Source organism: Janthinobacterium sp. BJB304 (assembly GCF_002735765.1).
GTDB lineage: Bacteria > Pseudomonadota > Gammaproteobacteria > Burkholderiales > Burkholderiaceae_D > Janthinobacterium.
Genome location: NZ_PDZN01000005.1, coordinates 128,116 through 152,980 on the forward strand (window position 1 = coordinate 128,116; position 24,865 = coordinate 152,980).

At 62.4% G+C, this 24,865-nt stretch carries 26 protein-coding genes; 16 read left to right on the forward strand and 10 right to left on the reverse strand.

All coding sequences use genetic code 11. The annotated features are described in order from the left end of the window. Window positions 1-23 precede the first annotated feature (23 nt). From CSQ95_RS07775 to CSQ95_RS07790, 4 genes are read right to left on the reverse strand one after another with little or no spacing between them, the layout of a single operon-like run. On the reverse strand, window positions 24-2,072 hold the full coding sequence (locus CSQ95_RS07775) for a sodium:solute symporter family protein (RefSeq protein WP_070290905.1): 2,049 nt from the start codon (window positions 2,070-2,072) through the stop codon (window positions 24-26). Further along, entirely contained in the window at window positions 2,069-2,383 is a 315-nt protein-coding gene (locus CSQ95_RS07780; protein ID WP_099409075.1) for a DUF4212 domain-containing protein, read from the reverse strand. The genes CSQ95_RS07775 and CSQ95_RS07780 overlap by 4 nt, the downstream gene beginning before the upstream one ends. Continuing rightward, complete coding sequence (locus CSQ95_RS07785) at window positions 2,376-3,914, reverse strand: sensor histidine kinase (RefSeq protein WP_257217983.1); 1,539 nt, start codon at window positions 3,912-3,914, stop codon at window positions 2,376-2,378. Before CSQ95_RS07785 ends, CSQ95_RS07780 begins: the two co-directional genes overlap by 8 nt. Then, window positions 3,911-4,645: a response regulator transcription factor gene (locus CSQ95_RS07790; RefSeq protein WP_099409076.1), complete on the reverse strand. Its 735-nt coding sequence runs from the start codon at window positions 4,643-4,645 to the stop codon at window positions 3,911-3,913. Before CSQ95_RS07790 ends, CSQ95_RS07785 begins: the two co-directional genes overlap by 4 nt. Before the next feature lie 254 nt (window positions 4,646-4,899). On the opposite strand from CSQ95_RS07790, the gene recA reads away from it, so the two are divergent. The 7 genes from recA (at window position 4,900) to CSQ95_RS07825 (ending at window position 12,014) form a co-directional block, all read left to right on the forward strand. After that, the gene (gene recA, locus CSQ95_RS07795; protein ID WP_076565922.1) at window positions 4,900-6,003 is read left to right on the forward strand and encodes a recombinase RecA; all 1,104 of its coding nucleotides are present in this window, start codon (window positions 4,900-4,902) and stop codon (window positions 6,001-6,003) included. Between the two features lie 203 nt (window positions 6,004-6,206). After that, window positions 6,207-6,662, forward strand: coding sequence for a recombination regulator RecX (gene recX / locus CSQ95_RS07800; protein ID WP_034788658.1), 456 nt, complete (start codon window positions 6,207-6,209; stop codon window positions 6,660-6,662). Between the two features lie 155 nt (window positions 6,663-6,817). Further along, window positions 6,818-8,356 (forward strand): class I SAM-dependent methyltransferase, encoded by a 1,539-nt coding sequence (locus tag CSQ95_RS07805; protein WP_099409077.1) that lies wholly within the window; start codon window positions 6,818-6,820, stop codon window positions 8,354-8,356. A gap of 278 nt (window positions 8,357-8,634) precedes the next feature. Next, the gene (locus CSQ95_RS07810; RefSeq protein ID WP_070220385.1) at window positions 8,635-9,195 is read left to right on the forward strand and encodes a DUF2889 domain-containing protein; all 561 of its coding nucleotides are present in this window, start codon (window positions 8,635-8,637) and stop codon (window positions 9,193-9,195) included. A gap of 75 nt (window positions 9,196-9,270) precedes the next feature. Next, window positions 9,271-10,440: an ADP-forming succinate--CoA ligase subunit beta gene (gene sucC / locus CSQ95_RS07815; protein WP_092711837.1), complete on the forward strand. Its 1,170-nt coding sequence runs from the start codon at window positions 9,271-9,273 to the stop codon at window positions 10,438-10,440. A 13-nt stretch (window positions 10,441-10,453) separates the two neighbouring features. Continuing rightward, complete coding sequence (gene sucD, locus CSQ95_RS07820) at window positions 10,454-11,335, forward strand: succinate--CoA ligase subunit alpha (protein ID WP_034746085.1); 882 nt, start codon at window positions 10,454-10,456, stop codon at window positions 11,333-11,335. Window positions 11,336-11,549: 214 nt separating this feature from the next. Further along, window positions 11,550-12,014, forward strand: a complete 465-nt coding sequence (locus CSQ95_RS07825) for a pilin (protein ID WP_099409078.1) — start codon at window positions 11,550-11,552, stop codon at window positions 12,012-12,014. A gap of 21 nt (window positions 12,015-12,035) precedes the next feature. On the opposite strand, the gene CSQ95_RS07830 is transcribed toward CSQ95_RS07825, so the two are convergent. Next, window positions 12,036-12,758, reverse strand: a complete 723-nt coding sequence (locus tag CSQ95_RS07830; protein ID WP_070220379.1) for a flagellar brake protein — start codon at window positions 12,756-12,758, stop codon at window positions 12,036-12,038. Between the two features lie 163 nt (window positions 12,759-12,921). Between CSQ95_RS07830 and CSQ95_RS07835 the strand changes: the two genes are divergently transcribed. Beyond that, window positions 12,922-13,302, forward strand: coding sequence for a DUF6713 family protein (locus tag CSQ95_RS07835; RefSeq protein ID WP_099409079.1), 381 nt, complete (start codon window positions 12,922-12,924; stop codon window positions 13,300-13,302). On the opposite strand, the gene moaC is transcribed toward CSQ95_RS07835, so the two are convergent. Further along, window positions 13,303-13,809 (reverse strand): cyclic pyranopterin monophosphate synthase MoaC, encoded by a 507-nt coding sequence (gene moaC, locus CSQ95_RS07840; protein WP_070220374.1) that lies wholly within the window; start codon window positions 13,807-13,809, stop codon window positions 13,303-13,305. A 185-nt stretch (window positions 13,810-13,994) separates the two neighbouring features. On the opposite strand from moaC, the gene CSQ95_RS07845 reads away from it, so the two are divergent. Then, complete coding sequence (locus CSQ95_RS07845) at window positions 13,995-15,584, forward strand: M48 family metalloprotease (protein ID WP_099409183.1); 1,590 nt, start codon at window positions 13,995-13,997, stop codon at window positions 15,582-15,584. A gap of 3 nt (window positions 15,585-15,587) precedes the next feature. Here CSQ95_RS07845 and CSQ95_RS07850 read toward each other — a convergent pair whose 3' ends face one another. The 4 genes from CSQ95_RS07850 to CSQ95_RS07865 are packed head-to-tail and all read right to left on the reverse strand — an operon-like array spanning window position 15,588 to window position 17,886. Beyond that, on the reverse strand, window positions 15,588-16,178 hold the full coding sequence (locus CSQ95_RS07850) for a DUF2946 family protein (protein ID WP_070290913.1): 591 nt from the start codon (window positions 16,176-16,178) through the stop codon (window positions 15,588-15,590). Beyond that, window positions 16,171-17,208 carry a YheT family hydrolase gene (locus CSQ95_RS07855; RefSeq protein ID WP_099409080.1) on the reverse strand — a complete coding sequence of 346 codons (1,038 nt, stop codon included), beginning with the start codon at window positions 17,206-17,208 and terminating at the stop codon, window positions 16,171-16,173. Before CSQ95_RS07855 ends, CSQ95_RS07850 begins: the two co-directional genes overlap by 8 nt. Then, the gene (locus CSQ95_RS07860) at window positions 17,208-17,633 is read right to left on the reverse strand and encodes a nuclear transport factor 2 family protein (RefSeq protein ID WP_070311672.1); all 426 of its coding nucleotides are present in this window, start codon (window positions 17,631-17,633) and stop codon (window positions 17,208-17,210) included. Before CSQ95_RS07860 ends, CSQ95_RS07855 begins: the two co-directional genes overlap by 1 nt. A gap of 58 nt (window positions 17,634-17,691) precedes the next feature. Beyond that, the gene (locus CSQ95_RS07865; protein ID WP_070220739.1) at window positions 17,692-17,886 is read right to left on the reverse strand and encodes a zinc-finger domain-containing protein; all 195 of its coding nucleotides are present in this window, start codon (window positions 17,884-17,886) and stop codon (window positions 17,692-17,694) included. Window positions 17,887-18,144: 258 nt separating this feature from the next. Here CSQ95_RS07865 and CSQ95_RS07870 point away from each other — a divergent pair, with 258 nt between their 5' ends. The 7 genes from CSQ95_RS07870 (at window position 18,145) to purE (ending at window position 24,852) form a co-directional block, all read left to right on the forward strand. Continuing rightward, window positions 18,145-18,891, forward strand: a complete 747-nt coding sequence (locus CSQ95_RS07870) for an AzlC family ABC transporter permease (RefSeq protein ID WP_180278989.1) — start codon at window positions 18,145-18,147, stop codon at window positions 18,889-18,891. Then, on the forward strand, window positions 18,884-19,234 hold the full coding sequence (locus CSQ95_RS07875; protein ID WP_070220364.1) for an AzlD domain-containing protein: 351 nt from the start codon (window positions 18,884-18,886) through the stop codon (window positions 19,232-19,234). Before CSQ95_RS07870 ends, CSQ95_RS07875 begins: the two co-directional genes overlap by 8 nt. A gap of 77 nt (window positions 19,235-19,311) precedes the next feature. Then, on the forward strand, window positions 19,312-20,523 hold the full coding sequence (locus tag CSQ95_RS07880; protein WP_099409081.1) for a phosphoglycerate kinase: 1,212 nt from the start codon (window positions 19,312-19,314) through the stop codon (window positions 20,521-20,523). 234 nt (window positions 20,524-20,757) lie between these two features. Further along, window positions 20,758-22,206 carry a pyruvate kinase gene (gene pyk / locus CSQ95_RS07885; RefSeq protein ID WP_099409082.1) on the forward strand — a complete coding sequence of 483 codons (1,449 nt, stop codon included), beginning with the start codon at window positions 20,758-20,760 and terminating at the stop codon, window positions 22,204-22,206. Window positions 22,207-22,288: 82 nt separating this feature from the next. Then, window positions 22,289-23,353 carry a class II fructose-bisphosphate aldolase gene (fba, locus tag CSQ95_RS07890; RefSeq protein WP_010401625.1) on the forward strand — a complete coding sequence of 355 codons (1,065 nt, stop codon included), beginning with the start codon at window positions 22,289-22,291 and terminating at the stop codon, window positions 23,351-23,353. A 106-nt stretch (window positions 23,354-23,459) separates the two neighbouring features. Next, window positions 23,460-24,353, forward strand: coding sequence for a phosphoribosylaminoimidazolesuccinocarboxamide synthase (locus CSQ95_RS07895; protein ID WP_070220356.1), 894 nt, complete (start codon window positions 23,460-23,462; stop codon window positions 24,351-24,353). Between the two features lies 1 nt (window position 24,354). Then, window positions 24,355-24,852 (forward strand): 5-(carboxyamino)imidazole ribonucleotide mutase, encoded by a 498-nt coding sequence (gene purE, locus CSQ95_RS07900; RefSeq protein ID WP_070220354.1) that lies wholly within the window; start codon window positions 24,355-24,357, stop codon window positions 24,850-24,852. Window positions 24,853-24,865: the final 13 nt, after the last annotated feature.

Genomic DNA, 24,865 nt, shown 5'->3' on the forward strand with positions numbered 1-24,865 from the left:
ATCTGGCGGGCCTGCCTGCCTATTCATTCCGGTGCCCGGATATGCTCGACCAGTCCCCTGCTGCGCCGTCCCGGCGCCGGCGTCAGCCAGCTGACGAGGATGGCGGCGGCCAGGCCGGCCGGCACGCCGAAGATGCCGGCGGAAATCGGTGCGATATGGAACCATTGTCCGCTGGCATTGCCTCCCAGCATGGTGCTCGTATGCAGCATGTAGTACAGGCAGATGCCAAAACCCGTCAGCATGCCGGCCAGCGCGCCCTGGTAATTGGCGCGTTGCCAGAAGACACCGAGCACCAGCGGCGGGAACAGGGTCGAGGCGGCCAGGGAGAAGGCCACGCCCACCAGCGACAAAATGTCGGCCGGCTTTTGCGAGGCCGCATAGGCGGCGATGAAGGCCACGGCCAGCAGCAGCAGTTTGGAAATCGTCACGCGCTTTTGCGTCGAGGCGCTGGGATCGACCACCTTGTAATAGACGTCGTGCGACAGGGCGTTGGAGATGGCCAGCAGCAAACCGTCGGCCGTCGACAGGGCGGCGGCCAGGCCGCCGGCCGCCACCAGGCCGGAAATCACGTAGGGCAGGCCGGCGATCTCGGGCGTGGCCAGCACCAGCACGTCGGCGTCGATGGAAATTTCCGCCAGTTGCACGATGCCGTCGCGGTTGACATCGACGATGCTGATCAGGGGACTGAGCTTGTCCACGTTGGCCCAGTACGATACCCAGGTGGGCAGGTTCGCGTATTGCGTGCCGACCAGGGCCGAGTAAATGTCGTACTTGACCAGCACGGCCAGCGCGGGAATCGTGAGATAGATCAACAGGATGAAGAACAGGGTCCAGAACACGGACACGCGCGTTTCGTGCACGGACGGCGTGGTGTACGATCGCATGAGGATGTGGGGCAGGGCGGCCGTGCCCAGCATCATGCAAAACACGAGGGCCAGGAAATTGTTGCGCTTGATATCGGATTGCTCGCGGTCGGCGGCGGGAAACGGTTGCGCGTGCGGAATGATCGGCTCGGCGCGTTTCTGGTTTTGCGCCTGCATGGCCTGCCACAGCACGCGTGCCTCGTCGGGGCTTTTGGGATAGGCGATCAGGTAGCGCTCCGCGTTGCGGATGTCAAACAGCGAGGTATTGCGCTGGCGCAAACTGTCGAGCTGGCGCTGGGCCGCCAGGCGGCCTTGCTCCCAGGAGCCGGGCAAGCCGTCGATGCGCGCCTGGTAGCTTTGCGCGCGCTGGCGGAAGATGGCCCGCACTTCGTTTTCTTTCGGGTCCGTTTCCAGCACGTGTTCGCGCGCGCTCAGTTGCGGCAGCACCTTGCCGTAGGCGATCTGCGGCACGGGATTGTCCGCATGCTTGACCGACAGCCACATGGCGGGAATCAGAAAGGCAACGAGGATGATGATGTACTGCGCCACCTGCGTCCAGGTGATGGCGCGCATGCCGCCCAGAAAGGAGCAGACGAGGATGCTGGCCAGGCCCAGGAAGATGCCGACGGAAAAATCCACGCCCGTGAAGCGCGAGGCGATCAGGCCGACGGCGTAGATCTGCGCCACGACATAGGTAAACGACACGATGATGGTGGCGGCCACGGCCACCACGCGCACGCTGGCGCCCCGTTTGTCGGTGCCGCTGCCGTAGCGCGCGGCGAGGAAGTCGGGAATCGTGTATTGGCTGAACTTGCGCAGGTAGGGCGCGATCAATAGCGCCACCAGGCAATAGCCGCCCGTCCAGCCCATGATGAAGGCCAGGCCGTCGAAGCCGTTCAGGTACAGGCCGCCCGCCAGGCTGATGAAACTGGCCGCCGAAATCCAGTCGGCGGCCGTGGCCATGCCGTTGAACATGGCCGGCACCCGGCGCCCCGCCACATAGTATTCGGTGACGTTCGAGGTGCGGCTGATGACGCCGATGGTGGCGTACAGGGTGATGGTGACGAGCATGAACAGGTAGCCGATCCACGCGCGCGGCATGCCTTCCTGTTCCAGCACCGACAGGGCCAGCAGGAAAGCGGCGAAACCGGCGGTAAACAGCAGGTAGTAACGGCACAGGCGCGCAAAGAAGCTGCGCTGGCCGCTCATGCTTGCTCCTCGGCATGGAAAGCCCGGTCCAGGCGCCGCATGCGCCAGGCATACAAGGCGATGATGGCCAGGTAGACGAGCGAGGCGCCCTGGGCCGCCATATAGAAGGGCAAGGGCCAGCCGAACAGGTTCAGGTGCAAGAGCTCGCGCGCATAGAACACGGTCAGAAAGCCCGTCAGCAGCCAGATCAGCAGAAGGATGGCCGTCAGGCGCCGCGTCTTGCGCCAGTGCACATCGCGGCGCGCCTGCAGTTCGGGGCCGGGCGCGCGCGCGGGCTGCAGCGGCGCCGCGGGAAGGCTGGGCTTATCCATACGTGATGTCGTCCTCTTTTGGCGCTTCCGGCAACAGCAGGGCGATGCTCAGGCGCAGCAGGGTGCCTGGCAACTTCGGCGAAGTGGCGCGCGGATTGTTAAAAATATCGACTTCGGCACCATGCTGCTGCGCAATCTCGCGCACGATGGCCAGCCCCAGGCCGCTGCCGTCGACATTGCTGCCAAGAATGCGGTAAAAACGTTCGAACACGTGAGCCCGCTCTGCCGGCGCAATGCCGGGCCCCGTATCTTCCACTTCCAGGATGGCCAGTTCCAGGGTGCTGCGCACGCGCACCGTGACGCTGCCGCCAGCTGGCGTGTAGCGCAGGGCATTGTCGATCAGATTGCTCAGCAGCTCGCGCAGCATCATGGCATTGCCGGAAATCATGATCGAATAGGCGGGCTGTTCGAAGCCCAGGTCGATATGCTGGGCAAACGAGGCTTGCACCCAGTCCTGCACCACGCCGCGCGCCAGCTCGCTCAGCTCGATCGGCTCGAACGCCGTGCCCGCCTGCGGCTGGTTTTCCGCGCGCGCCAGGGCCAGCAGCTGGTTGACCAGGCGCGTGGCCGCTTCCGAGCTTTTCGCCAGCTGCAGCAGCGAGCGGTGAATCTCGTCGTGGTCTGTCTGGCGCAGGGCCAGCTCCGATTGCATGCGCATGCCGGCCAGCGGCGTCTTCATCTGGTGCGCCGCATCGGCGATGAAGCGTTTCTGCATGTCGATCGACAGCGACAGGCGCGCCAGCATCTCGTTGAGCGAACCGACCAGCGGCGTGATTTCCTCGGGCACCTGGCCCGATTCGATGGGAGATAAATCGTCGGGCGGCCGGGCGCGTATGCGTTCCTGCAATTGCGCCAGCGGCGACAGCCCGCGCGCCAGGGCGAACCAGACTAGGGCCAGGATCACGGGCAGGATGATGAACTGCGGCAAAATCACGCCCTTGATGATTTCATTGGCCAGCTGGGCGCGCTTTTCCAGCGTCTCGGCCACTTGCACCAGCGCGCGGTGCGGTTCATCGTCGTTGCCGGCGGGAATATCGAGATAGCTGAACGCCACGCGCACGGGCGTGCCGTGGATGGTGTCGTTGCGAAACAGCACCATGCCGCTGCGGTATTTGTCGGGGTCCTGCGGCGGCGGCAAGTCGCGGTCGCCGTCGAGGTATTCGCCGCGCGGACCCACCACCAGGTAATACAGGGTGTCGACGTCGTCGCCGCGCAGGAAGTCGCGGCCCTTGTTATTGCTGTTCTTGTCCGGCACGCGGCGCAGCAGCGCGCCGTCGGCCTGCTTGACCTGTTGCGTCAGCACGGTGACGCTGTCTTCCAGCGCATGGTCGAACGGCTGATTGGCGATGCCCTTGGCCACCAGATAGGTGATGGCGATGCTCATCGGCCACAGCAGCAGCAAGGGCGCCAGCATCCAGTCGAGGATTTCGCCGAACAACGAATGCTCGATGGTGTCGTCCTGCTCCGTCGTGGGCGGCTCGAACCAGTCGTCGTCGTCCGGCTCGTCCGCTGGCGCCTCGCGCGCCTTCACTTGCTGGCGGACCCGCTGGCCGGGGCTGCCGACTCGCCCGCTTCGGCGTTCAGGCGCACCGCTTCCGAGTATTTTTCCAGGCAATAGCCGAGGCCGCGCACGGTGGCGATGCGCACGCCGCCCACCTCGATCTTCTTGCGCAGGCGGTGCACATACACTTCGATGGCGTTGTTCGACACTTCCTCGCCCCATTCGCACAGGTGGTCGACCAGCTGCTCTTTCGAGACGAGGCGGCCGGTGCGGCCCAGCAGTATTTCCAGCAAGCCCAGTTCGCGCGCCGACAGGTCGAGCATCTGGTCGTTGATGTAGGCGCTGCGCCCCACCTGGTCGTAGCTGAGGGGACCATGCTTGATGATGGTGGCGCCGCCGCCGGCGCCGCGGCGCGTCAGGGCGCGCACTCTTGCCTCCAGTTCCGACAGGGCGAACGGCTTGGCCATATAATCATCGGCACCGAGGTCGAGGCCATTCACGCGTTGTTCGATGGAATCGGCGGCCGTCAGGATCAGCACGGGCAGCAGCGAGGCGCGCGCGCGCAGGCGGCGCAGCACTTCCAGGCCGGACATCTTCGGCAGGCCCAGGTCGAGGATCAGCAAGTCGAATTCCTGGGTGGACAGGGCCGTATCGGCTTCCTGCCCATTTTTGACGCAGTCGATGGCATAGCCCGACTGGCGCAGCGAACGGGTCAGGCCATCGGCCAGTACGCTGTCATCTTCGGCAAGTAAAATACGCATGGTGAGACTTCCTCGGCTTGCGGCATAGAAGCTTGTATTGTGTTTCATTTCCCGCAAGGTGGCGAGTTTTTGTGAAAAACCAGGCTTGTATTGATCTGTTTCAAAACAAATCCACGTTCCGCTTGCATTGATCACTGTTTTTTTATACAGTACTGTCTGTGTAAAGAATTTAACCCACTGGCGCTATCGCAGGCTGCACGGTTCACGTAGATGCGTCACGTGAATCCGCAACTGTAGAACGGCTGAAAGAACATATGGACGATAAAAAAGCTGTAGTACCCGCATCGGAAAAAGCCAAGGCGCTCGCCGCCGCACTGGCGCAGATCGAGAAGCAGTTTGGCAAAGGTTCGGTCATGCGCATGGATGCCAGCGCACCGATCGAAGAAGTGCAAGTCGTGTCGACCGGTTCGCTCGGCCTCGATATCGCGCTGGGCGTGGGCGGCTTGCCGCGCGGCCGCGTGGTGGAAATCTACGGTCCGGAATCGTCGGGTAAAACCACGCTGACCCTGCAAACCATCGCCGAAATGCAAAAACTGGGCGGCACTTGCGCCTTTATCGATGCCGAGCACGCGCTCGACGTCGGTTACGCGCAAAAGCTGGGCGTGAACCTGCATGAATTGCTGATCTCGCAACCTGACACGGGCGAGCAGGCACTGGAAATCTGCGACGCCCTCGTGCGTTCGGGCAGCGTCGACCTCGTCGTCATCGACTCCGTGGCCGCACTGACGCCACGCGCCGAGATCGAAGGCGACATGGGCGATTCCCTGCCAGGTTTGCAAGCGCGCCTGATGTCGCAAGCGCTGCGCAAGCTGACCGGCTCCATCAACCGCACGAATACCCTGGTTATCTTCATCAACCAGATCCGCATGAAGATCGGCGTGATGTTCGGCAGCCCGGAAACGACCACGGGCGGCAATGCGCTGAAATTCTACGCCTCCGTGCGCCTGGACATCCGCCGCACCGGCTCGATTAAGTCCGGCGATGAAGTGATCGGCAACGAAACCAAGGTCAAGGTCGTCAAGAACAAGATCGCGCCGCCGTTCAAGGAAGCGCACTTCGACATCTTGTACGGCGCCGGTACCTCGCGCGAAGGCGAAATCCTGGACCTGGGCTCGGATGCCAAGATCGTGGAAAAATCCGGTTCGTGGTACAGCTACAATGGCGAACGCATCGGCCAGGGCAAGGATAACGCCCGTGCCTTCCTGCAAGAGCGTCCGGCGCTGGCCCGCGAAATCGAAAACAAGGTCCGCGCTTCGCTGGGCGTGCGCGAACTGCCGCCGCTGGCCGCTGAAAAGCCGGAAAAAGCGGATAAGGCCGCCGACAAGGCTGCCAAGGCTGCGGAAGCCAAGGCAGAGTAGGTCTGATTAGCGCGGCAAAGCCGCGCGTAATCCGACAGCACCACAGACGTCAACAATGTTGTCGGATTACGGCCCAAGGGGCCTAATCCGACCTACGCATGGCTTGCTGCAAGGTGTGACCATGATCGCCGTCCCGCGCTGTTGCGCCGGGCGGCGATTGTGTTTGGGTGATGTGATCGTGGAATGAAAGACAAGGTGGGTGTATGGCCGCAGTACAACTAAGCCTGAAGGGCAGGGCGCTACGCTTTCTGTCGATGCGCGAACACAGCCGCATGGAATTGCGACGCAAGCTGCAGCGCCATGCGCAGGAAGGCGACGACGTGGAAGCCTTGCTCGACAGCCTGGAGCAAGCCAACTGGCTGTCGCAGGAGCGCTTTTCCGAGTCGCTGATCCACCGCCGTTCGGCCCGCTTTGGCAACAGCCGCATCATGGCGGAGCTGCAAAGCCATGGCATCGGGGGAGAAGCGTTGCAGGAACTCAAGGCGGGCCTGGCCGAAGGGGAAGTTGCGCGCGCCTGCGAGGTGTGGCGCCGCAAGTTTGGTCAGGTGGCGCAGGATGCAGAGCAGCGCAACAAGCAGATGCGTTTTTTGATGCAGCGCGGTTTTTCGCAGCGCGCCGTGCAGGTGGCCTTGAAGGGACTGGATCCCGACGAGGAATAGCTCATCCAGGGCTGCCCGGCCGCCACGCCGTGCCGCCAAGAACTGCGCTTTCAAACGTCGTCTGATTCCAGTATGGTGACGCCGCGCGATCGGGTATGCTGGCGCTCGAACGCTGTGCGATGCGCGCAGCACCACTGATCGTGACAGGATGCAAGATGAGCAACTGGAATGCCGGCTATGTGGCCGAAATCGCCTATACCTATGGCTATTACGAAGAATTGAATCCTCTGCGCCTGCGCCTGCCCTTGCTGGCCGCCGGCCTGGCCTTGCCGGCCAGCGGCACGGCTTGCGAGCTGGGCTTTGGCCAGGGCATCAGCGCCAACATCCATGCGGCGGCGTCCGCCACGCGCTGGCATGGCAATGATTTCAATCCGTCCCAGGCCGCCTTTGCGCAGGAGCTGGCCAACGCGGCCGACGCTGGCGCGCAGTTCACGGATGAATCGTTCGCGCAGTTTTGTTGCCGCGACGACTTGCCCGATTTTGACTTTATCTGCCTGCATGGGATCTGGAGCTGGGTTTCGGCGGAAAATCGCGCGCTCATCGTCGACTTCCTGCGGCGCAAGCTGAAGGTGGGCGGTGTCGTCTTCATCAGCTACAACACGCAGCCAGGCTGGGCCGCAATGATGCCGATGCGCGACTTGCTGGCCGAACATAGCCGCGTCATGAGCGCCCCGGGCCAGGGTGTGCTGGCCAGAGTCGCTGGCGCCATCGATTTTGTCGACAGGATGATCGCCACGCAACCGCGCTACCTGGATGCCAACCCGCAACTGGCGGACCGCTTCGAAAAACTCAAGGCGATGGATGGACATTATCTTGCCCATGAGTATTTCAATGCCGATTGGCAGCCTATGGCTTTTTCCAGCGTCGCGGCCATGCTGGGCGAGGCCAAGCTCGAGTTCGCCGCGTCCGCCAACTATACCGCTCTGGTCGACATGCTGAACCTGACGGCTGAGCACCAGCAGTTCCTGGCCGAGATACCCGATCCCATTTTTCGCGAGACGACGCGCTCCTTCCTCGTCAACGAGCAATTCCGCAGGGATTACTGGGTCAAGGGCGCGCGCAGGCTGACGCCGTTCGCCCAGGCCAGTGCCTTGCGGGCCGTGCGCGTGATGCTGGCCGTACCCCGCGACGAAGTGGTGTTGAGCGTGCATGGCGTGCTGGGCGACGCCGATATGGACGAGCGCGTCTATGCGCCCGTGCTGGACGCCATGGCTGACCATCGCGTGTACACGATAGGCGAACTGGAGCAGCAACTGGCTGGCAGCGAAGCCAGTCTGGCCGCCTTGCTGCAGATCATGCTGGTACTGGCCAGCAAGGGCAGCGTGTCTGCCGTCCAGGACGAGGCCGGCATCGCCGCGGCGCGGCCGCAGACGGCGCGCCTGAATGCACACTTGCTGGAGCAGGCGCTGGCAAGAAGCGATTTGCACATCCTCGCCAGCCCCCTGACGGGCGGCGGCGTGGTTGTATCGCATTTACAACAGCTCTTCCTGTGGGCGAAACTGCAAGGTTGTCCAACGCCGCAAGACTGGGTGCGCACGACGTGGCCCGTGCTGCTGCGCCTGAAGCAGCTGATGACGAAGGATGGGGAGCCCTTGTTGACGGAAGAGGAAAACCTGGCCGAATTGTTGGCGCAGGCACAGTATTTTTCCGCGCGCATCTTGCCTGTTTTACGCGCACTGGGTGTGACTGACTGAGGTACGGTGCCGGCCAGCCTGACGGTGCCGGCAAGCCTGCTGCCAAGTTATTTGAATTGCGAATGATCGTCATTGATTTTGCGATTTTCGTTAATGATTTGCGGCGGGCGGCACAAGCAATAAAAAATTATGTTGCGGCGCAACTAGCGCCCTGTGTGCTACACTTTTAGGGTTTTTGCGGCGCCGCAGGTGCGGTTGCTGTTCGTAGAAGCTGCGAACAGAGTGCTTTAGGCACATGGCTGCTTACTAATTATGGCCGCGCAAGCGGCATCGGTCTTATGCCCCTGTCAACTCCCGTATCCCGGCGCGCCCTACGGCACTCCCGCGTTATCGACGTCCAAGCGTATATGCGCGACGACGGCCTGTGGGATATTGACGCCCATATTACCGATATCAAAAGCTATGACGCGACCCTGGCCTCCGGCCCCCGTCCCGCCGGCGCCCCTCTGCATGACCTCCATTTACGCATTACCGTCGATCGCGCACTGACCATTGTCGAGGCCGAAGCTGCCTCCGATGCCGTGCCCTATCCCGGTTTTTGCGATACCATCGGCCCCGCTTACAGGGCGCTGATCGGATTGAATTTATTGAAGAATTTCCGCCGCGACTTGAAACAGCGCCTGGCGGGAATCGCCGGCTGTACCCATTTGACCGAACTGGCGCAAGTCTTGCCGACTGCGACGGTTCAGGCATTTGCCGGCGATGTCTGGTCGACCCGTGACGGTGCGAATGCTGACTTATCGCATGAAAAGCCGTTTCAACTCGACAAATGCCACGCCCTGCGCACCGATGGCGGGGCGGTTGCACAGTATTACCCGCGCTGGGTAGCCAAAGCGTGACCCCGGCGCTGTATTTCCTGTTTTTTTGCACCACTAACCGTATTTTTACACATCAGTATCAGAAGGGAAGCCAGCATGAAAATCCATGAGTATCAAGCCAAAGAAATCCTCCGGCAGCACGGAGTGACGGTACCACGCGGTATTCCGTGCATGTCCGTCGAAGAAGCCGTCAAGGCTGCGGAAACCCTGGGCGGCCCGGTATGGGTTGTCAAGGCGCAGATCCACGCAGGTGGCCGCGGCAAGGGCGGCGGCGTGAAAGTGGCAAAATCGATGGAACAGGTCAAGGAATACGCTGACCAGATCATGGGCATGCAGCTGATCACGCACCAGACCAGCGCCGAAGGCCAGAAAGTCAACCGCCTGCTGGTGGAAGAAGGCGCCGACATCAAGCAAGAACTGTACGTTTCGCTGGTCACCGACCGCGTTACCCAGAAAATCGTCCTGATGGCATCGTCCGAAGGCGGCATGGACATCGAAGAAGTGGCCGAGAGCCACCCTGAGAAGATCCACCACGTCACCATCGATCCGGGCACAGGCCTGACCGATGCCCAGGCGGACGACATCGCCGCCAAAATCGGCGTGCCTGCCGGTTCCATCGCCGACGCGCGCGCCAACCTGCAAGGCCTGTACAAAGCCTACTGGGAAACCGACTGCTCGCTGGCCGAAATCAACCCGCTGATCGTCACCGGCAGCGGCAAGGTCATCGCCCTGGACGCCAAGTTCAACTTTGACCCGAACGCTCTGTTCCGTCATCCGGAAATCGTCGCCCTGCGCGACCTGGACGAAGAAGATCCAGCTGAAATCGAAGCGTCGAAATTCGACCTGGCCTACATTTCGCTCGACGGCAACATCGGTTGCCTGGTGAACGGCGCCGGCCTGGCCATGGCCACCATGGACACCATCAAGCTGTTCGGCGGCGAGCCGGCCAACTTCCTGGACGTCGGCGGCGGCGCCACGGCAGAAAAAGTGACCGAAGCGTTCAAGATCATGCTGAAAAACCCAGGCCTGAAAGCCATCCTGGTGAACATTTTCGGCGGCATCATGCGTTGCGACGTGATCGCTGAAGGCGTCATCGCCGCAGTGAAAGCCGTTTCGCTGAACGTACCGCTGGTCGTGCGCATGAAGGGCACCAACGAAGACCTGGGCAAAAAGATGCTGGCCGATTCCGGTCTGCCTATCATCGCAGCCGACACCATGGAAGATGCAGCCAAGAGCGTCGTTGCCGCTGCTGCCGGTCAAGCTTAATTAAGGAATCAACATGTCCATTCTGATCAATAAAGATACCAAAGTCGTTACCCAAGGGATCACCGGCAAGACCGGCCAGTTCCACACCCGCGGTTGCCGCGACTACGCGAACGGCAAAGCTGCCTTCGTGGCAGGCGTGAACCCGAAGAAAGCCGGCGAAGATTTCGAAGGCATTCCTATTTTCGCTAACGTTACCGAAGCGAAAAAAGAAACCGGCGCCAACGTTTCCGTGATCTACGTGCCGCCAGCAGGCGCGGCAGCGGCGATCTGGGAAGCTGTCGAAGCTGAAATGGATCTGGCCATTTGCATCACCGAAGGCATTCCTGTCCGCGACATGATGGCCCTGAAAGACCGCATGGCTAAAGCCAATAGCAAAACCTTGCTGCTGGGCCCTAACTGCCCAGGCCTGATCACGCCAGACGAAATCAAGATCGGCATCATGCCAGGTCACATCCACAAGAAGGGCCGTATCGGCGTCGTTTCCCGTTCGGGCACCCTGACCTATGAAGCAGTGGGTCAGCTGACCGCACTGGGCCTGGGCCAATCCTCGGCAGTCGGCATCGGCGGCGACCCGATCAACGGCCTGAAGCACATCGACATCATGAAGATGTTCAATGATGATCCAGATACCGACGCGGTCATCATGATCGGCGAAATCGGCGGTCCGGACGAAGCCAACGCGGCTTATTGGATCAAAGACAACATGAAAAAACCGGTCGTCGGCTTCATCGCTGGCGTAACGGCTCCTCCAGGCAAGCGCATGGGCCACGCCGGCGCGCTGATCTCGGGCGGTGCCGATACGGCGCAAGCCAAGCTGGAAATCATGGAAGCTTGCGGCATCACCGTGACCAAGAACCCGTCGGAAATGGCGCGTCTGCTGAAAGCCATGCTGTAATTTCAGCCTGGTTCATGCAGTATAAAAAAGGAGCTTCGGCTCCTTTTTTTTGTCCGCAAGACAGGTCGATTCCCGCCCTGGTGCGACGGCGCTGGTCCGAATCCGCCCAAATGCGTCGCTTTTCTTTCCATGCCTACCAACGCCGCCCCGGGGCGCCGCTGGCATGGCGCTTGCACCATGCACGGCGTGACCAACTGCACTCCGGGAGGATGCGATGCGCGTGCAAAGCGGATTTACCCTGATAGAACTGATGATCGTGGTGGCCATCGCCAGCATCCTGGCGGCCGTGGCCATTCCCCAGTACGGCGACTATACGATGCGGGCCAAGGTCAGCAACGTGCTGGCCGCGGCGGCGCCCCTGAAGACGGCCGTGGCCCTGTGCGTGCAGGAAAATGGGGGCGAGGCGGCCGCCTGCAGCACGCCCACCGAGAGCGTGCCAAGTTCCATTCCCGTGTTCAGTGCCACGCGCGAAGTGGCGAGCGCCACAGTGGACAAGGGCAATATCGTGCTGACCCTGGCGGCAGACCTGGGCAAGGGGATCGGTGGGCAAAGCGTGACGATGACCATGAAGCCGGGTACCAGCAGCCTGAGCTGGTTCAACAGCACCACTGTGACGAATCTGGCGGCGAAGGAGGCGATCACCAAAAACAATATTCCCGACGTGACCCCGACCCTGTAAGCGGCGCTGGCCAGCCGGGTATCAGACGATTTTTTGCCGGTCCGCGATCAGCGCTTCATAGGTGAGGTTTTGCAGCAGGGTGTAGTGGGTCGGTTCCAGGTCGATGAATTGCACGCCATACGTATAGATTTCGGCCACTCCGGCGGCGTGGCCATTGGACGGCTTGCCCACGCTGACGTTCTGGATGCGGGCGCGCGTGTTGACGCGCATCTGATGCTTGTTCGGCTGCACCAGCAGGGTAAAGCTCAGTGCCACGCCTTCTTCATCGGGCGTGAGCATGCTGGGTGCCTCGATCAGCGCGCCCGACACGCTGAGGTTGACGATGAACACGGGCACGGCCGCCACGTCGCGGTAGCTCAGCTGCGCGGGAATCTCCACCTTGACGCGCATGGCCGTGCGCAGGCTGGTGCCCTGGATGGCGTCGGGAAAGCTCAGGTGCACATAGTTGAGCGGACGGCCGAAGAGGCGCAGTACGCTGCACGCAAACGAACAGACGGTGATGCCGGAAAACACGCGGATGGTCAGCTTGTCGCCTTCGTTGAGCACGATGGAGGCGCCGTTTTCCATGGGAATCTTGACGATCAGGTACTCGTCTTTCACATAGCCGATCACGGTCGAGAAATGCTGAATCGGTTTGATGGTGCGGTGCGTGATGAACTGGATGCGTCCCCCCACCTGCAGATTCATGGCCTCGAATTCGAAGTCCTGGAGCTTGCTTTCCGCGGCGGGCGTGTTGCTTGTCATGCGATGCTCATCTGGATATGGTCGACTCGCAGTATGCATGATTTCTTGATGAAAAAGCATTCCTATCAATGAAATTCACTTTCGCATCGAAAAATACCATGGGCACGTGCCGGTGCGCGGTGCAGGCTTTACAATTGCGTCAATATTGACGAATGTAAATCTTATGCCACGCAGCTACTTCTGGACCATGTTGTTCCTGATCCTGCATCAAATCGACGCTGCCTACTGGAAAGAGTGGGAGATGTTTCACGTGCCGGGCGGCGTGCAGGGTTTTCTCGTGTTTAACCTGGCGGCGATTGCCGTGGTGCTGGCCGGTTACCGGCAGGTGCTGCTGGCCACCCCGCGAGCGCCCCTGTATGCTTGTGTCTGCGCCGCGCTGGGCGTGGGAACATGCCTGATCCATGCCGGCTTTGCGCTGGCAGGACTGGAACAATTCCACTTGCCCCTGTCCGTGGCCATCATCGCGTTGTGCCTGGGCTGCGCCGTCTGGCTGCTGTGCGACTTGCGCCGCATCCGGGGCCGGCTGGCGCGCCATGCGGCATAGTTACACTTCCGCGTGCCAATCGCCCGACTTGCCGCCATGCTTTTCCAGCACGCGCACATTCGTCATGACCATGCCCCGGTCGACGGCCTTGCACATGTCGTAGATCGTCAGCAAGCCGATCTGCACGGACGTCAGCGCTTCCATTTCCACGCCCGTCTTGCCCGTGGTGTCGACCTGGGCGCGGCAATGCACGCTGTTGGCCGCTTCATCCACGTCGAAATCGACGGTGACGCGCGTGAGGGCCAGCGGGTGGCACAGGGGAATCAGGTCGCTGGTGCGCTTGGCGCCCATGATGGCGGCGATGCGGGCGATGCCCAGCACGTCGCCTTTCTTGGCGTTGCCCGAAATGATCAAGGCCAGGGTGGCCGGCTGCATGCGGATGGTGCCGGCGGCCACGGCGCTGCGGCGCGTGTCTTCCTTGCTGCCCACGTCGACCATATGGGCTTGGCCCGTGGCATCGAAATGGGTCAGTTCCCCGGCGGGGGCTTGCTTGTCTGCTGTTGTCATGGCGTCAAAATAGGTGAGGAACGGGGGCGCGGCAGGCCGAATCACGACCCCATGCCACTGGCATGGCGCGTGGGAATGGGCGCCGCTAACAAGGTATGATAGCACCCGTGAATTCAAAAACTCCCCTTCCGATCGTACTTGAAAACGCCGCTGCGGCATGGCTGCGCGGCTTGCGGCGCGCATCCGTGCTGGCGGCATTGTCGCTGGCGGCGCCCTGTGCGCTGGCGCAAACCTACACGTCCGCGCCAGCGGCGCCGGCTGCCGGCGCGGCGGCCAAGACGGGAAGCGGCTGGACGCCCCTGGCCGTGCCGCCGGCGCCGAACCTGCCGAACCTGGGCGATACCTCGCGCGAAGACCTGTCGCCGGCGATGGAGCGCAAGATCGGCGAGGAAATCATGCGCGGCATCCGCGGCGACCGCGACTATCTCGACGACGCGCCTTTGCTCGAATACCTGAATACCTTCGGCAACGCGCTCGTGGCGGCGCGCCCCAGCGTGCGCGGCGAAACGAATTACGACTATTTCTTCTTTGCCGTGCGCGATCCCCAATTGAACGCGTTTGCCTTGCCGGGCGGTTTCATCGGCGTGCACTCGGCGCTGGTGCTGGCGGCGCAAACGGAGGCGGAACTGGCATCCGTGCTGTCGCACGAGATCGGCCACGTGGCGCAGCGTCATATCGCGCGCATGCTGGGCCAGCAGCGCCAGGATGCGCTGATGCCGCTGGCCGCCATGCTGCTGGCGGCGCTCGCTTCGCGCGCGGGCGGCGACGTGGCCATGGGCGTGTTTGCCGCCGGCCAGGGCCTGGCCATCCAGCGCCAGCTCAATTTCGGCCGCGACGCCGAACGCGAGGCGGACCGCATCGGTTTCCAGATCATGGGCGAAGCCGGTTTCGACACCACCGGCATGGTAGCCTTTTTCGGCCGCATGCAGGCGGCCAGCCGCTCGTACAGCGACCTGATGCCCGCCTATCTGCAGACCCACCCGCTGACGACGGAACGCATCGCCGACATCCAGGCGCGTATCCGCGAGCAGCCGTACAAACAGCGTGCGGACAGCCTGAGTTTCCACCTGGCCCGGGCGCGTGCCCGCGTGCTGCAGGATGAAAGCGTGCAAGGCTTGCTGAACGCCAAGGCCGTCTTCAAGACGCAGCTGGAACAGCAAAGCCGCTTCCAGGTGACGGCCGCCCATTACGGCTTGTCCTTTGTCGCCGTCAAGCAGGGCAAGCCGGCGGAGGCGCAAAAGGAACTCGATGCGGCCAATGCCGCCCTGCACCAGCCGGCCGGGCCGAATGTGCTGACGTCGGGCGGCACCCAGGGGCCCAATTCGCTGCTGGCGTCGATGGGGCTGGAAGTGCTGTTGATGCCGGGGCAAAAGAAGGAAGTGGCGCCACAGGCTTTGAAGGCGGCCGATGCGGCGCGCCAGCAGTTTCCCCTCTCGCGCGGCATTGCCCACCAATATGCGGAAGCGCTGATGGCTGCCGGCAAGCTGGAGCAAGCCACCTTGTACCTGCGCGAGCAGGTGCAGCTCTACAAGGAAGAGCCGGAACTGTACGATTTACTGGCGAAAGCCTATGCGGATCAGGGCAAGATGACCTTGCAGCATATGGCGCTGGCCGAATCGTACGTGCTGCAGGGCGCCACCATGGCCGCGCTGGACCAGCTGACGATCGCCCGCAAATCGACGGACGCGACCTTTTATGACCAGGCCGTGATCGATGCGCGCGAGCGGGAATTGCAGGAAAAGCGCCGCGAACAGATCAAGGACCAGAAGGGATAAGCCTTATTCGGCTTGCGGCATCGGCTGGAAGTCGAAGGTTTGCGGCACGGCGTCGTAGCGCAGCGGCTGCACGGCGATCTCCTTGCCGTCATGCAATAGGGTCAGCTTGCCCCGGCGCTCTTCCAGCCACGCCAGCAAGGCCTCGTCGCTGGCCACCTGGCCATCGACGTGCAGGGCGTCCAGCACTTGCGCCATGTCGCGGTCATCGACCTGCGCCACGACCTCGCCCTGGCGCAAGATCAAGACGCCGTTGTCGCACCAATACACCTGCTCGATCTGTTCCAGCGGCGCGCCCGTCTGCAAGACAAAACCGTGCCGCGGGTCGCTGCGGGCAATGTAGGGTGTCGCTTCCAGATTTACATACACGCGCTGCGGGCCGTTCTGGAAGAACCAGCAGCCGCGTTCGTCATGGCCGTAATTGCGGTTGATAAATCCCAGTAGGGCCTCGTGGGCGATCTTGTCGCCAGGCAGTTGTCGCTGTTGCGCATGCTGGTCGCGCATGCGCCAGTGGCCGCGCGCGTCCAGGCCCAGCCAGCCGTAGCAGTGCGGTACGTTCGGCCATTTGGCCAGGGCCTGTTTGACGAGTTCATCCATGTGTAGCGTTTTCCGTGTGCGTTTGCGAACTGCCAGCGTGACAGGTTTGCGGGGCCGGCGGCGCCATGTTGCCGCCCTCAAAAAAATGGAGCAGGCGCTGTGGCAGCCAGCGTGTGCTGCCCGGCAACTTGCCTGCCGCAAAGCCGACGTGGCCGCCGTGGCGCGGATACTCGAGCGTGACTGTCGGCGCGGCGCTGCGCGGCAGGAAGCGCCCGGGCAGGAAGGGATCATTCTGCGCATTCAGTACCAGGGTCGGCACGGTGATGTCCTGCAAGACGTGCTTGGCGCTGGCGCGGTGCCAGTAATCGTCGGCGTCGCGGTAGCCGTGCAGGGGCGCCGTGACGACATTGTCGAAGGCATGCAAGTCGCGCGCGGCCAGCATGGCGTCGCGCGCGAACAGGCCGGGGAATTGCTCCAGCTTGGCCAGGCATTTCGGTTTGAGCGTGTTCAGGAACATGCGCGTGTAGAGCCGGTTGGCGCCGGACGACAAGGCCTTGCCCCCTTGCGCCAGGTCCAGCGGGGCCGACACGGCGGCCGCCGCATCGATGAAATCGGCCTGGTGCTGCGACTGTCCCAGCCAGCACAGCAGGGCATTGCCGCCCAGCGAGACGCCGGCCGCGTAAAACTTGCCGGTCGCGCGCGGGCGCATGCGCTGCACGATCCAGTCCACTTCCTGCGCATCGCCCGAATGGTAGAAGCGGGGCGCCAGGTTCGCTTCGCCCGAGCAGCCGCGAAAGTGCGGCACGGCGCCCGACCAGCCGCGCGCGGCGACCTCGGCCATCAGGGCGCGCGCGTAATGGCTGTTCGACGAGCCTTCCAGGCCGTGGAACAGCAGCACGAAGGGCTGGCCCGGCTGGCCGTCGACCAGGTCGACGTCGACGAAGTCGCCATCGGGCGCTTGCCAGCGTTCACGGCGGAAGGCCACGGCCGGCTTGGCGATGCACACGGCAGGATAAATCGTCTGCGCGTGGCCGCCAGGCAGCCAGAGCGGGGCGGTGTAGGGGGCGTTGTCAATAAGAGGCAAGGACATCAGTGCAGGATCTGCGTCCCTGCAACGTCGGCCGGCGCGCCGCCCGGGGCGATGGACGCGTGGTGCAGCACGATGCGCCAGCCGCGCGGCGTTTTCACGTACACATTCGTCGCCAGCAGATGCGCCGGGCCGCCTTCTTCCTGGGTCACGCCTTCGATGACCGTGTGCACCGAACTCATCAGATTGTGCGTTTCATGCAGCTGCGCCGGCACGATGTGCAGGCCGCCGCCGGCCAGGATGGTTTCCCACGAGGCGCGGATGGCGGCATGGCCGATCAGGCGCGCGCCGCCCGGGTGGATGCAGACGATTTCTTCATCGTCGGCCCATAGCGCCATCAGCGCTTCGAGGTCGGCGCGGTGCAAGGCATCGTAGAACGCCGCTTCGACTTCCGCGGCGCTGCCATTGAGTTCTTTCAGACGTTTCATGACGACTCCGGGCTGGTGCACATAAAAACGGCGCGCTGGGGGCGCGCCGCTGGGCAGTTTAATGATGGCCGGCGCTGGCGCCTTCCTTCAGGGTGTAGGCCGTGCCGCAGTACGGGCACTTGGCGATACCGTCTTTGTTGAATTCCAGAAACACGCGCGGATGCGATGACCACAGCGGCATGGCCGGGTTAGGGCAGTGGGCTGGCAAGTCTTTACCGTCGAGTTCGACCGCTGGCTGGGTGGTTTTTGTCATCTTGTCATGCTCCGTGAGGCTGTATGGATGGAAGTCGGCTGCTGCCAAAAGTACGATTTTAACGGATTCAGGCAGACAGCAAAAATCATGGCTAAAATGGCGGCTTGATCATCTTCGGCTGCGGCGCGGGTTTTCGCGGAAATATGGCGGCTGCAGCGCCACACTGACTGGATTTGCCTTGCCGGTATCACCGTTGCCGCCCATGTCGTCTTGCACCATTGTTGTGCAGTTACCACACTCAGCCTGCCGGGGGCTCGCATGAACACCCGCGTGAACGCCGTCCCGGCCAGCAGCGATCATGCCGTGCTGAAAGATGCCTGGCGCGCCGGCCTGAACCTGGGGGCACCCACCCTGCTGGGCATCGCCGCCTGGGGCATGGTGGTGGGCGTGGCCATGGTGAAAAGCGGCCTGACTGTCGCGCAGGCGGGGGCCATGACCCTGTTTGTCTTTGCCGGCTCGGCCCAGCTCGCATCCTTGCCCCTGCTGGCCGCGCAAGCGCCCGTGTGGGTGATCTTTGCCACGGCCCTCGTCGTTAATTTGCGTTTTGTCATCTTTTCCGTGCTGCTGGCCCCCCATTTTTCCCATCTGCCGTGGCGCCAGCGCTTTGCGCTCGGCTATGTGGCGGGCGATATCACCGTGGGCCTGTTCCTGCAGCGCTACCCCCATGAAACGCCGGACCCGGCCAAGCTGCCTTTCCTGAAAGGCTTGATCTACCCCAACTGGCTGGCCTGGCAAATCGGTTCCTTCATCGGCATCGTGCTGGGCGCCGTCGTGCCGGCCGAATGGGGGCTGGGTTTTGCGGGCACGCTGGCGATCCTGTGCGTGACGGTGCCGCTCATCCTCAGCCGCGCCGCCTTGTGCGGCGTGCTGGTGGCGGGCACGGTGGCCGTGCTGGCGTTCAGCCTGCCGTATAAGCTGGGCTTGCTGGTGGCCGTCGTGGTGGGCATGGTCAGTGCCATGGCCGTGGAAGAATTGACAGAAAAATGGACAAAACGCCATGTTTGACGGCATAGCCTTGGGCAGGGCCGATGTGTGGATCGCCATCGCCGTGCTGGTGGTGGCGACTGCCGCCACGCGCAGCACCTTCTGGCTGATCGGCCACCACATCACCATTCCGCGCCGCGTGGGCGAGATGCTGCGCTATGCGCCGGCCTGCGCGTTGGCGGCCATCATTGCGCCCGATATGTTGATGGAAGGGCCGCAAGTGCACTTTGACTTGTCGAATCTGAAACTCTTGTCGGGTATTGCCGCTACGCTCTTTTTCGTGATTCGCCGCAATATGCTGCAAACCATCGTGTTCGGCATGCTGGTTTTCACGGGCTTGCGACTGTTGCATGTTTTTCAGTAAAGCAGGACAAATCGGCGATTTGGTCTGGTCATTGCGGTAAAATAGCGCACTTCCTTCCACTCGTCATCTGGATCGCCATGTCAGCTGTTCTCAACTTCATCCGTCTGCAAGATTTGATCGCCCAAAATGCACTGCAAGGCAAGCGCGTATTCATCCGCGCCGACCTGAACGTCCCGCAAGATGACAGTGGCAAGATCACCGAAGATACGCGCATCCGCGCTTCGGTGCCGGCCATCCGCGCCGCCCTCGACGCTGGCGCCGCCGTCATGGTGACGTCGCACCTGGGCCGTCCGACGGAAGGCGAGTTCAAGCCGGCCGACAGCCTGGCGCCCGTGGCCGCCCGCCTGTCCGAGCTGCTGGGCCAGGAAGTTGCACTGAAACAAAACTGGATCGACGGCGCCGGCCTGGAAAACCTGGCGGCCGGCCAGGTCGTCCTGTTGGAAAACGTGCGCGTTAACAAGGGCGAAAAGAAAAACAGCGATGAGCTGGCGCAAAAAATGGCGAAATTGTGCGATATCTACGTCAATGACGCGTTCGGCACGGCCCACCGCGCCGAGGCGTCCACGCACGGCATCGCCAAGTTCGCGCCCGTCGCCTGCGCCGGCCCGCTGCTGGCCGCCGAACTCGATGCGCTGGGCAAAGCGCTGCACGCGCCAGCCCGCCCGCTGCTGGCCATCGTTGCCGGTTCGAAAGTATCGAGCAAGCTGACCATTCTGAAAGCCCTGTCCGACAAGGTCGATAACCTGATCGTCGGCGGCGGCATCGCCAATACCTTCATGAAAGCCGTTGGCTTGAATGTCGGCAAGTCGCTGGTGGAAGCGGAACTCGTCGACGAAGCGAAAGCCATCATCGACATCATGGCCAAACGGGGCGCGCAAGTGCCGATTCCCGTTGACGTCGTGTGCGCCAAGGAGTTTTCGCCGACAGCCGCCGCCACCGTCAAGGACGTGGCCGACGTGGCGGATGACGACATGATCCTCGATATCGGCCCGAAAACGGCCGCCCTGCTGGCGCAGCAGATCGCCGCCGCCGGCACCATCGTGTGGAACGGCCCCGTGGGCGTGTTCGAATTCGACCAGTTCGGCAACGGCACCAAGACCCTGGCCCTGGCGATTGCCGAGTCGAAAGCATTTTCGATCGCCGGCGGTGGCGACACCCTGGCGGCGATTGCGAAATACGATATTACGGATAAAATCAGCTATATCTCGACGGGCGGCGGCGCTTTCCTGGAGTTCCTGGAAGGCAAGACTTTGCCTGCCGTAGAGATCCTGATGCAACGCGCAGGCTAAGAACACCTGATTAAACCTACTGCGCGTCATGATTTGCGGCCTCCGATGCTCACTGTGCATGCGCACAGCTCCGCGTCTCGGCCACAACTCATTGCCGCTCGCTACGGTTTTCTCAGATGTTCGAGACTGTGGAATGATGAATAGACCAAGCGCAGCCTGACCGCTGCGCTTTTACCTTGCCGGCGGCTGTCTCAAACCGGCCTTGCTCACCTTCGCTCGCGCACAAGGATTCCTATGCCACGTGGTACAAAAATCGTAGCAACAATCGGCCCCGCCTCCACCGACTTCGATATCCTGGTCAAAATGATACGTGCGGGCGTCGACGTGGTGCGCTTGAATTTTTCCCACGGCAAGGCGCAGGACCATATCGACCGCGCCGCGCTGGTGCGCCTGGCGGCGGCCGAGTGCGGCCGCGAAGTGGCCATCATGGCCGATATGCAAGGGCCGAAGATTCGCGTCGGCAAGTTTGAAAACACGCGCATCGAGCTCGAAGCGGGCGAGCGCTTCATCCTCGACGCCAAATGGGGCGAAAACGGCGAACTGGGCAACCAGGAACGGGTCGGCCTCGACTACAAGGCCCTGCCGCGCGACCTGCACAAGGGCGACGTGCTGCTGCTGAATGACGGCCTCATCGTGCTGATCGTCGAGCGCATCCACGGCAGCGAAATCCATACCACCGTCAAGATCGGCGGTGAGTTGTCGAACAACAAGGGCATCAACCGCCAGGGCGGCGGCTTGTCCGCGCCCGCGCTGACGGCCAAGGATATGGAAGATATCAAGACGGCCATGAGTTTCCAGGCCGATTATCTGGCCATTTCCTTCCCGAAATGCGCGACGGACATGGAAATGGCGCGCCAGCTGGCCAATATCGCCGGCGAACCGTACCACCACAAGCCGATGATGATCGCCAAGATCGAGCGCGCGGAAGCCATTCCCGCGCTGCAGGAAATCCTCGATGCGTCCGACGGCATCATGGTGGCGCGCGGCGATTTGGCCGTCGAGGTGGGCAACGCGGCCGTGCCGGCCTTGCAGAAGCGCATGATCAAGATGGCGCGCGCGTCGAACAAGCTTGCCATTACGGCAACGCAGATGATGGAGTCGATGATCGTCAACGCCGTGCCGACCCGCGCCGAAGTGTCCGACGTGGCGAATGCCGTGCTCGACGGCACGGACGCCGTCATGACGTCGGCCGAGACTGCCTCGGGCAAGTACCCGATCGAGACGGTGGAAATGATGGCCGCCATCTGCGTCGAAGCGGAACAGTCCGAATACAACAAGCTCGATGCGGACTTCCTCAACGTCACGTTTACCCGCATCGACCAGTCGATCGCCTACGGCGCGCTGTTTACAGCCCACCACCTGCGCGTCAAAGCCATCGTGGCGCTGACGGAATCGGGTTCCACCGCCTTGTGGATGAGCCGCCACAGTATCGATACGCCGATCTATGCGCTCACGCCGAGCGTCACGACTTTGCGCAAAGCCGCGCTGTACCGCAATGTTCGGGCGTATCATCTGATGCAGAACGCTCCCAGCGCGCAGGTGCTGAAGCAGGCGGAAGAGCTGCTGGTGGCGCAGGGCATCGTCAAAAAAGGTGACATGATCGTCGTCACCTGGGGCGAGCCGATGGGCCAGGTGGGCGGTACGAATGCATTAAAGATTGTGACAGTCGGCGAATTTGAATAAGGCCCAAGAATTCCGGCGCCGGCGCGGTTATTGACCACCGCGAAGCGCCGCAACGGTTTCTATTGTTATCTGGAGTATTACCATGTCTCTCGTATCCATGCGTCAACTGCTGGACCATGCCGCCGAAAACGGCTATGGCATTCCTGCTTTCAACGTCAACAACCTGGAACAAGTGCAAGCCATCATGGCTGCCGCCGATGCGCTCAACAGCCCGGTGATCATGCAGGCGTCCGCCGGCGCGCGCAAGTACGCCGGTGAAGCGTTCCTGCGCCACCTGATCGACGCCGCCGTCGAAGCGTACCCGCACATTCCCGTCGTCATGCACCAGGATCACGGCCAGTCGCCGGCCGTCTGCATGGCCGCCATCCGCTCGGGTTTTACATCCGTGATGATGGACGGTTCGCTGGAAGCGGACGGCAAGTCGGTCGCGTCGTACGAATACAACGTGGAAGTGTCGCGTGAAGTGGTGAAATTCTCGCACGCCATCGGCGTGACGGTGGAAGCGGAACTGGGCGTGCTCGGTTCGCTGGAAACCATGAAGGGTGACAAGGAAGACGGCCACGGCGCCGACGGCACCATGACGCGCGAGCAACTGCTGACGGACGTGGCGCAAGCGGCCGACTTCGTGCAGCGCACCCAGTGCGACGCCCTGGCGATCGCCATCGGCACCTCGCACGGCGCCTACAAATTCACGCGCAAGCCGACGGGCGACATCCTGGCCATCGACCGCATCAAGGAAATCCACGCGCGCATCCCGAACACCCACCTGGTGATGCACGGTTCATCGTCGGTGCCGCAGGAATTGCTGGCCATCATCCGCGAATTTGGCGGCGACATGAAGGAAACCTACGGCGTGCCAGTCGAAGAAATCCAGGAAGGCATCCGTCACGGCGTGCGCAAGATCAACATCGACACCGACATCCGCCTGGCGATGACGGCCGCGATCCGCAAGTACCTGTTCGAAAACCCGTCGAAATTCGACCCGCGCGACTTCCTGAAGCCAGCCCGCACCGCCGCCGAGCAAATCGTGCGCGCGCGCATGCAGGCTTTCGGCTGCGAAGGCCAGGCGTCGAAAATCAAGGTCATCACGATGGAAAAAATGGCCGAGCGCTACAAGGCCGGCGAGCTGTCGCAAATTGTGAAGTAAAATTCTGTCTGGAACGGGCCGGAAGCAATGCTCCGTGCCCGATTTTCTCGACCGGCGGGCGCCTTCCCTGCCTGCCGGTTTCGTTTCATCCAACTATTCCCCCGCTATGAACAGCCTCTATCAGACTTCCATCCATTCCCTGCCATTGCTGGGCCACGGCAAGGTCCGCGACAACTATGCCGTTGGCGACGACAAGATTCTAATCGTCACCACGGACCGCCTGTCGGCCTTCGATGTCGTCATGAATGAGCCTATCCCCGGCAAGGGCAAGGTCCTCAACCAGATGAGCGATTTCTGGTTCGAGAAACTGGGCCATATCGTGCCGAACCACCTGACCGGCGTGGCGCCGGAGTCCGTGGTGGCGCCCGAGGAAGTGGAGCAAGTCAAGGGCCGCGCCGTCGTGGCCAAGCGCTTGAAGCCCATCATGGTCGAGGCAGTCGTGCGCGGCTACATCATTGGTTCGGGCTGGAAAGATTACCAAGACACGGGCAGCATCTGCGGCATCAAGCTGCCAGCCGGCCTGCAACAGGCGGAAAAGCTGCCGGAACCGATCTTCACCCCGGCGGCCAAGGCCGAACTGGGCGAGCATGACGAAAACATCAGCTTTGCGGAAATGGAAGAGCGCATCGGCGCGGAACTGGCCGCCAAGATGCGCGACGTCGCCATCGCCCTGTACAAGACGGCCGCCGAATATGCGGCCACGCGCGGCATCATCATCGCCGACACCAAGTTCGAATTCGGCCTGGACGACAATGGCGTCATGCATCTGATGGATGAAGTGCTGACGGCCGACTCGTCGCGCTTCTGGCCCGCCGATTCCTATCAGCCTGGCATTTCGCCGCCGTCGTTCGACAAGCAATTCGTGCGCGACTACCTGGAAACGTTGACCTGGGGCAAGACCGCACCGGCGCCGGCGCTGCCGGCCGACGTCATCGAAAAAACCCAGGCCAAGTACTTTGAAGCCATCGAACGCCTGACGGGCGAGAAGCTGAAGGCCTGAGATGAGCGAGCAGAATAAGCCGCTGGTCGGCGTCATCATGGGTTCGTCTTCGGACTGGGACGTGATGCAGAACGCGGTCGCCATCCTGAAACAGTTTGGCGTGCCGTACGAAGCGCAAGTCATTTCCGCGCACCGCATGCCCGATGAGATGTATGCGTATGCGAAAAGCGCGCGCGCGCGCGGCTTGCGCGCCATCATCGCCGGCGCCGGCGGCGCGGCTCACCTGCCTGGCATGGTGGCCGCCATGACCATCGTGCCCGTGCTGGGCGTGCCCGTGCCGTCGAAGTATTTGCGCGGCGAAGATTCCATGCTGTCGATCCTGCAAATGCCCAAGGGCGTGCCGGTGGCCACCTTCGCCATCGGCGAAGCGGGCGCGGCGAATGCGGCGCTGACGGCCGTGGCGATGCTTGCCGCCAACGACGACGCCCTGGCCGAGCAGCTGGAAGCCTTCCGTGCCACGCAAACGGCCGCCGCCAAGGCCATGGTCTTGCCTGAATAATGTGCTTGAAAAA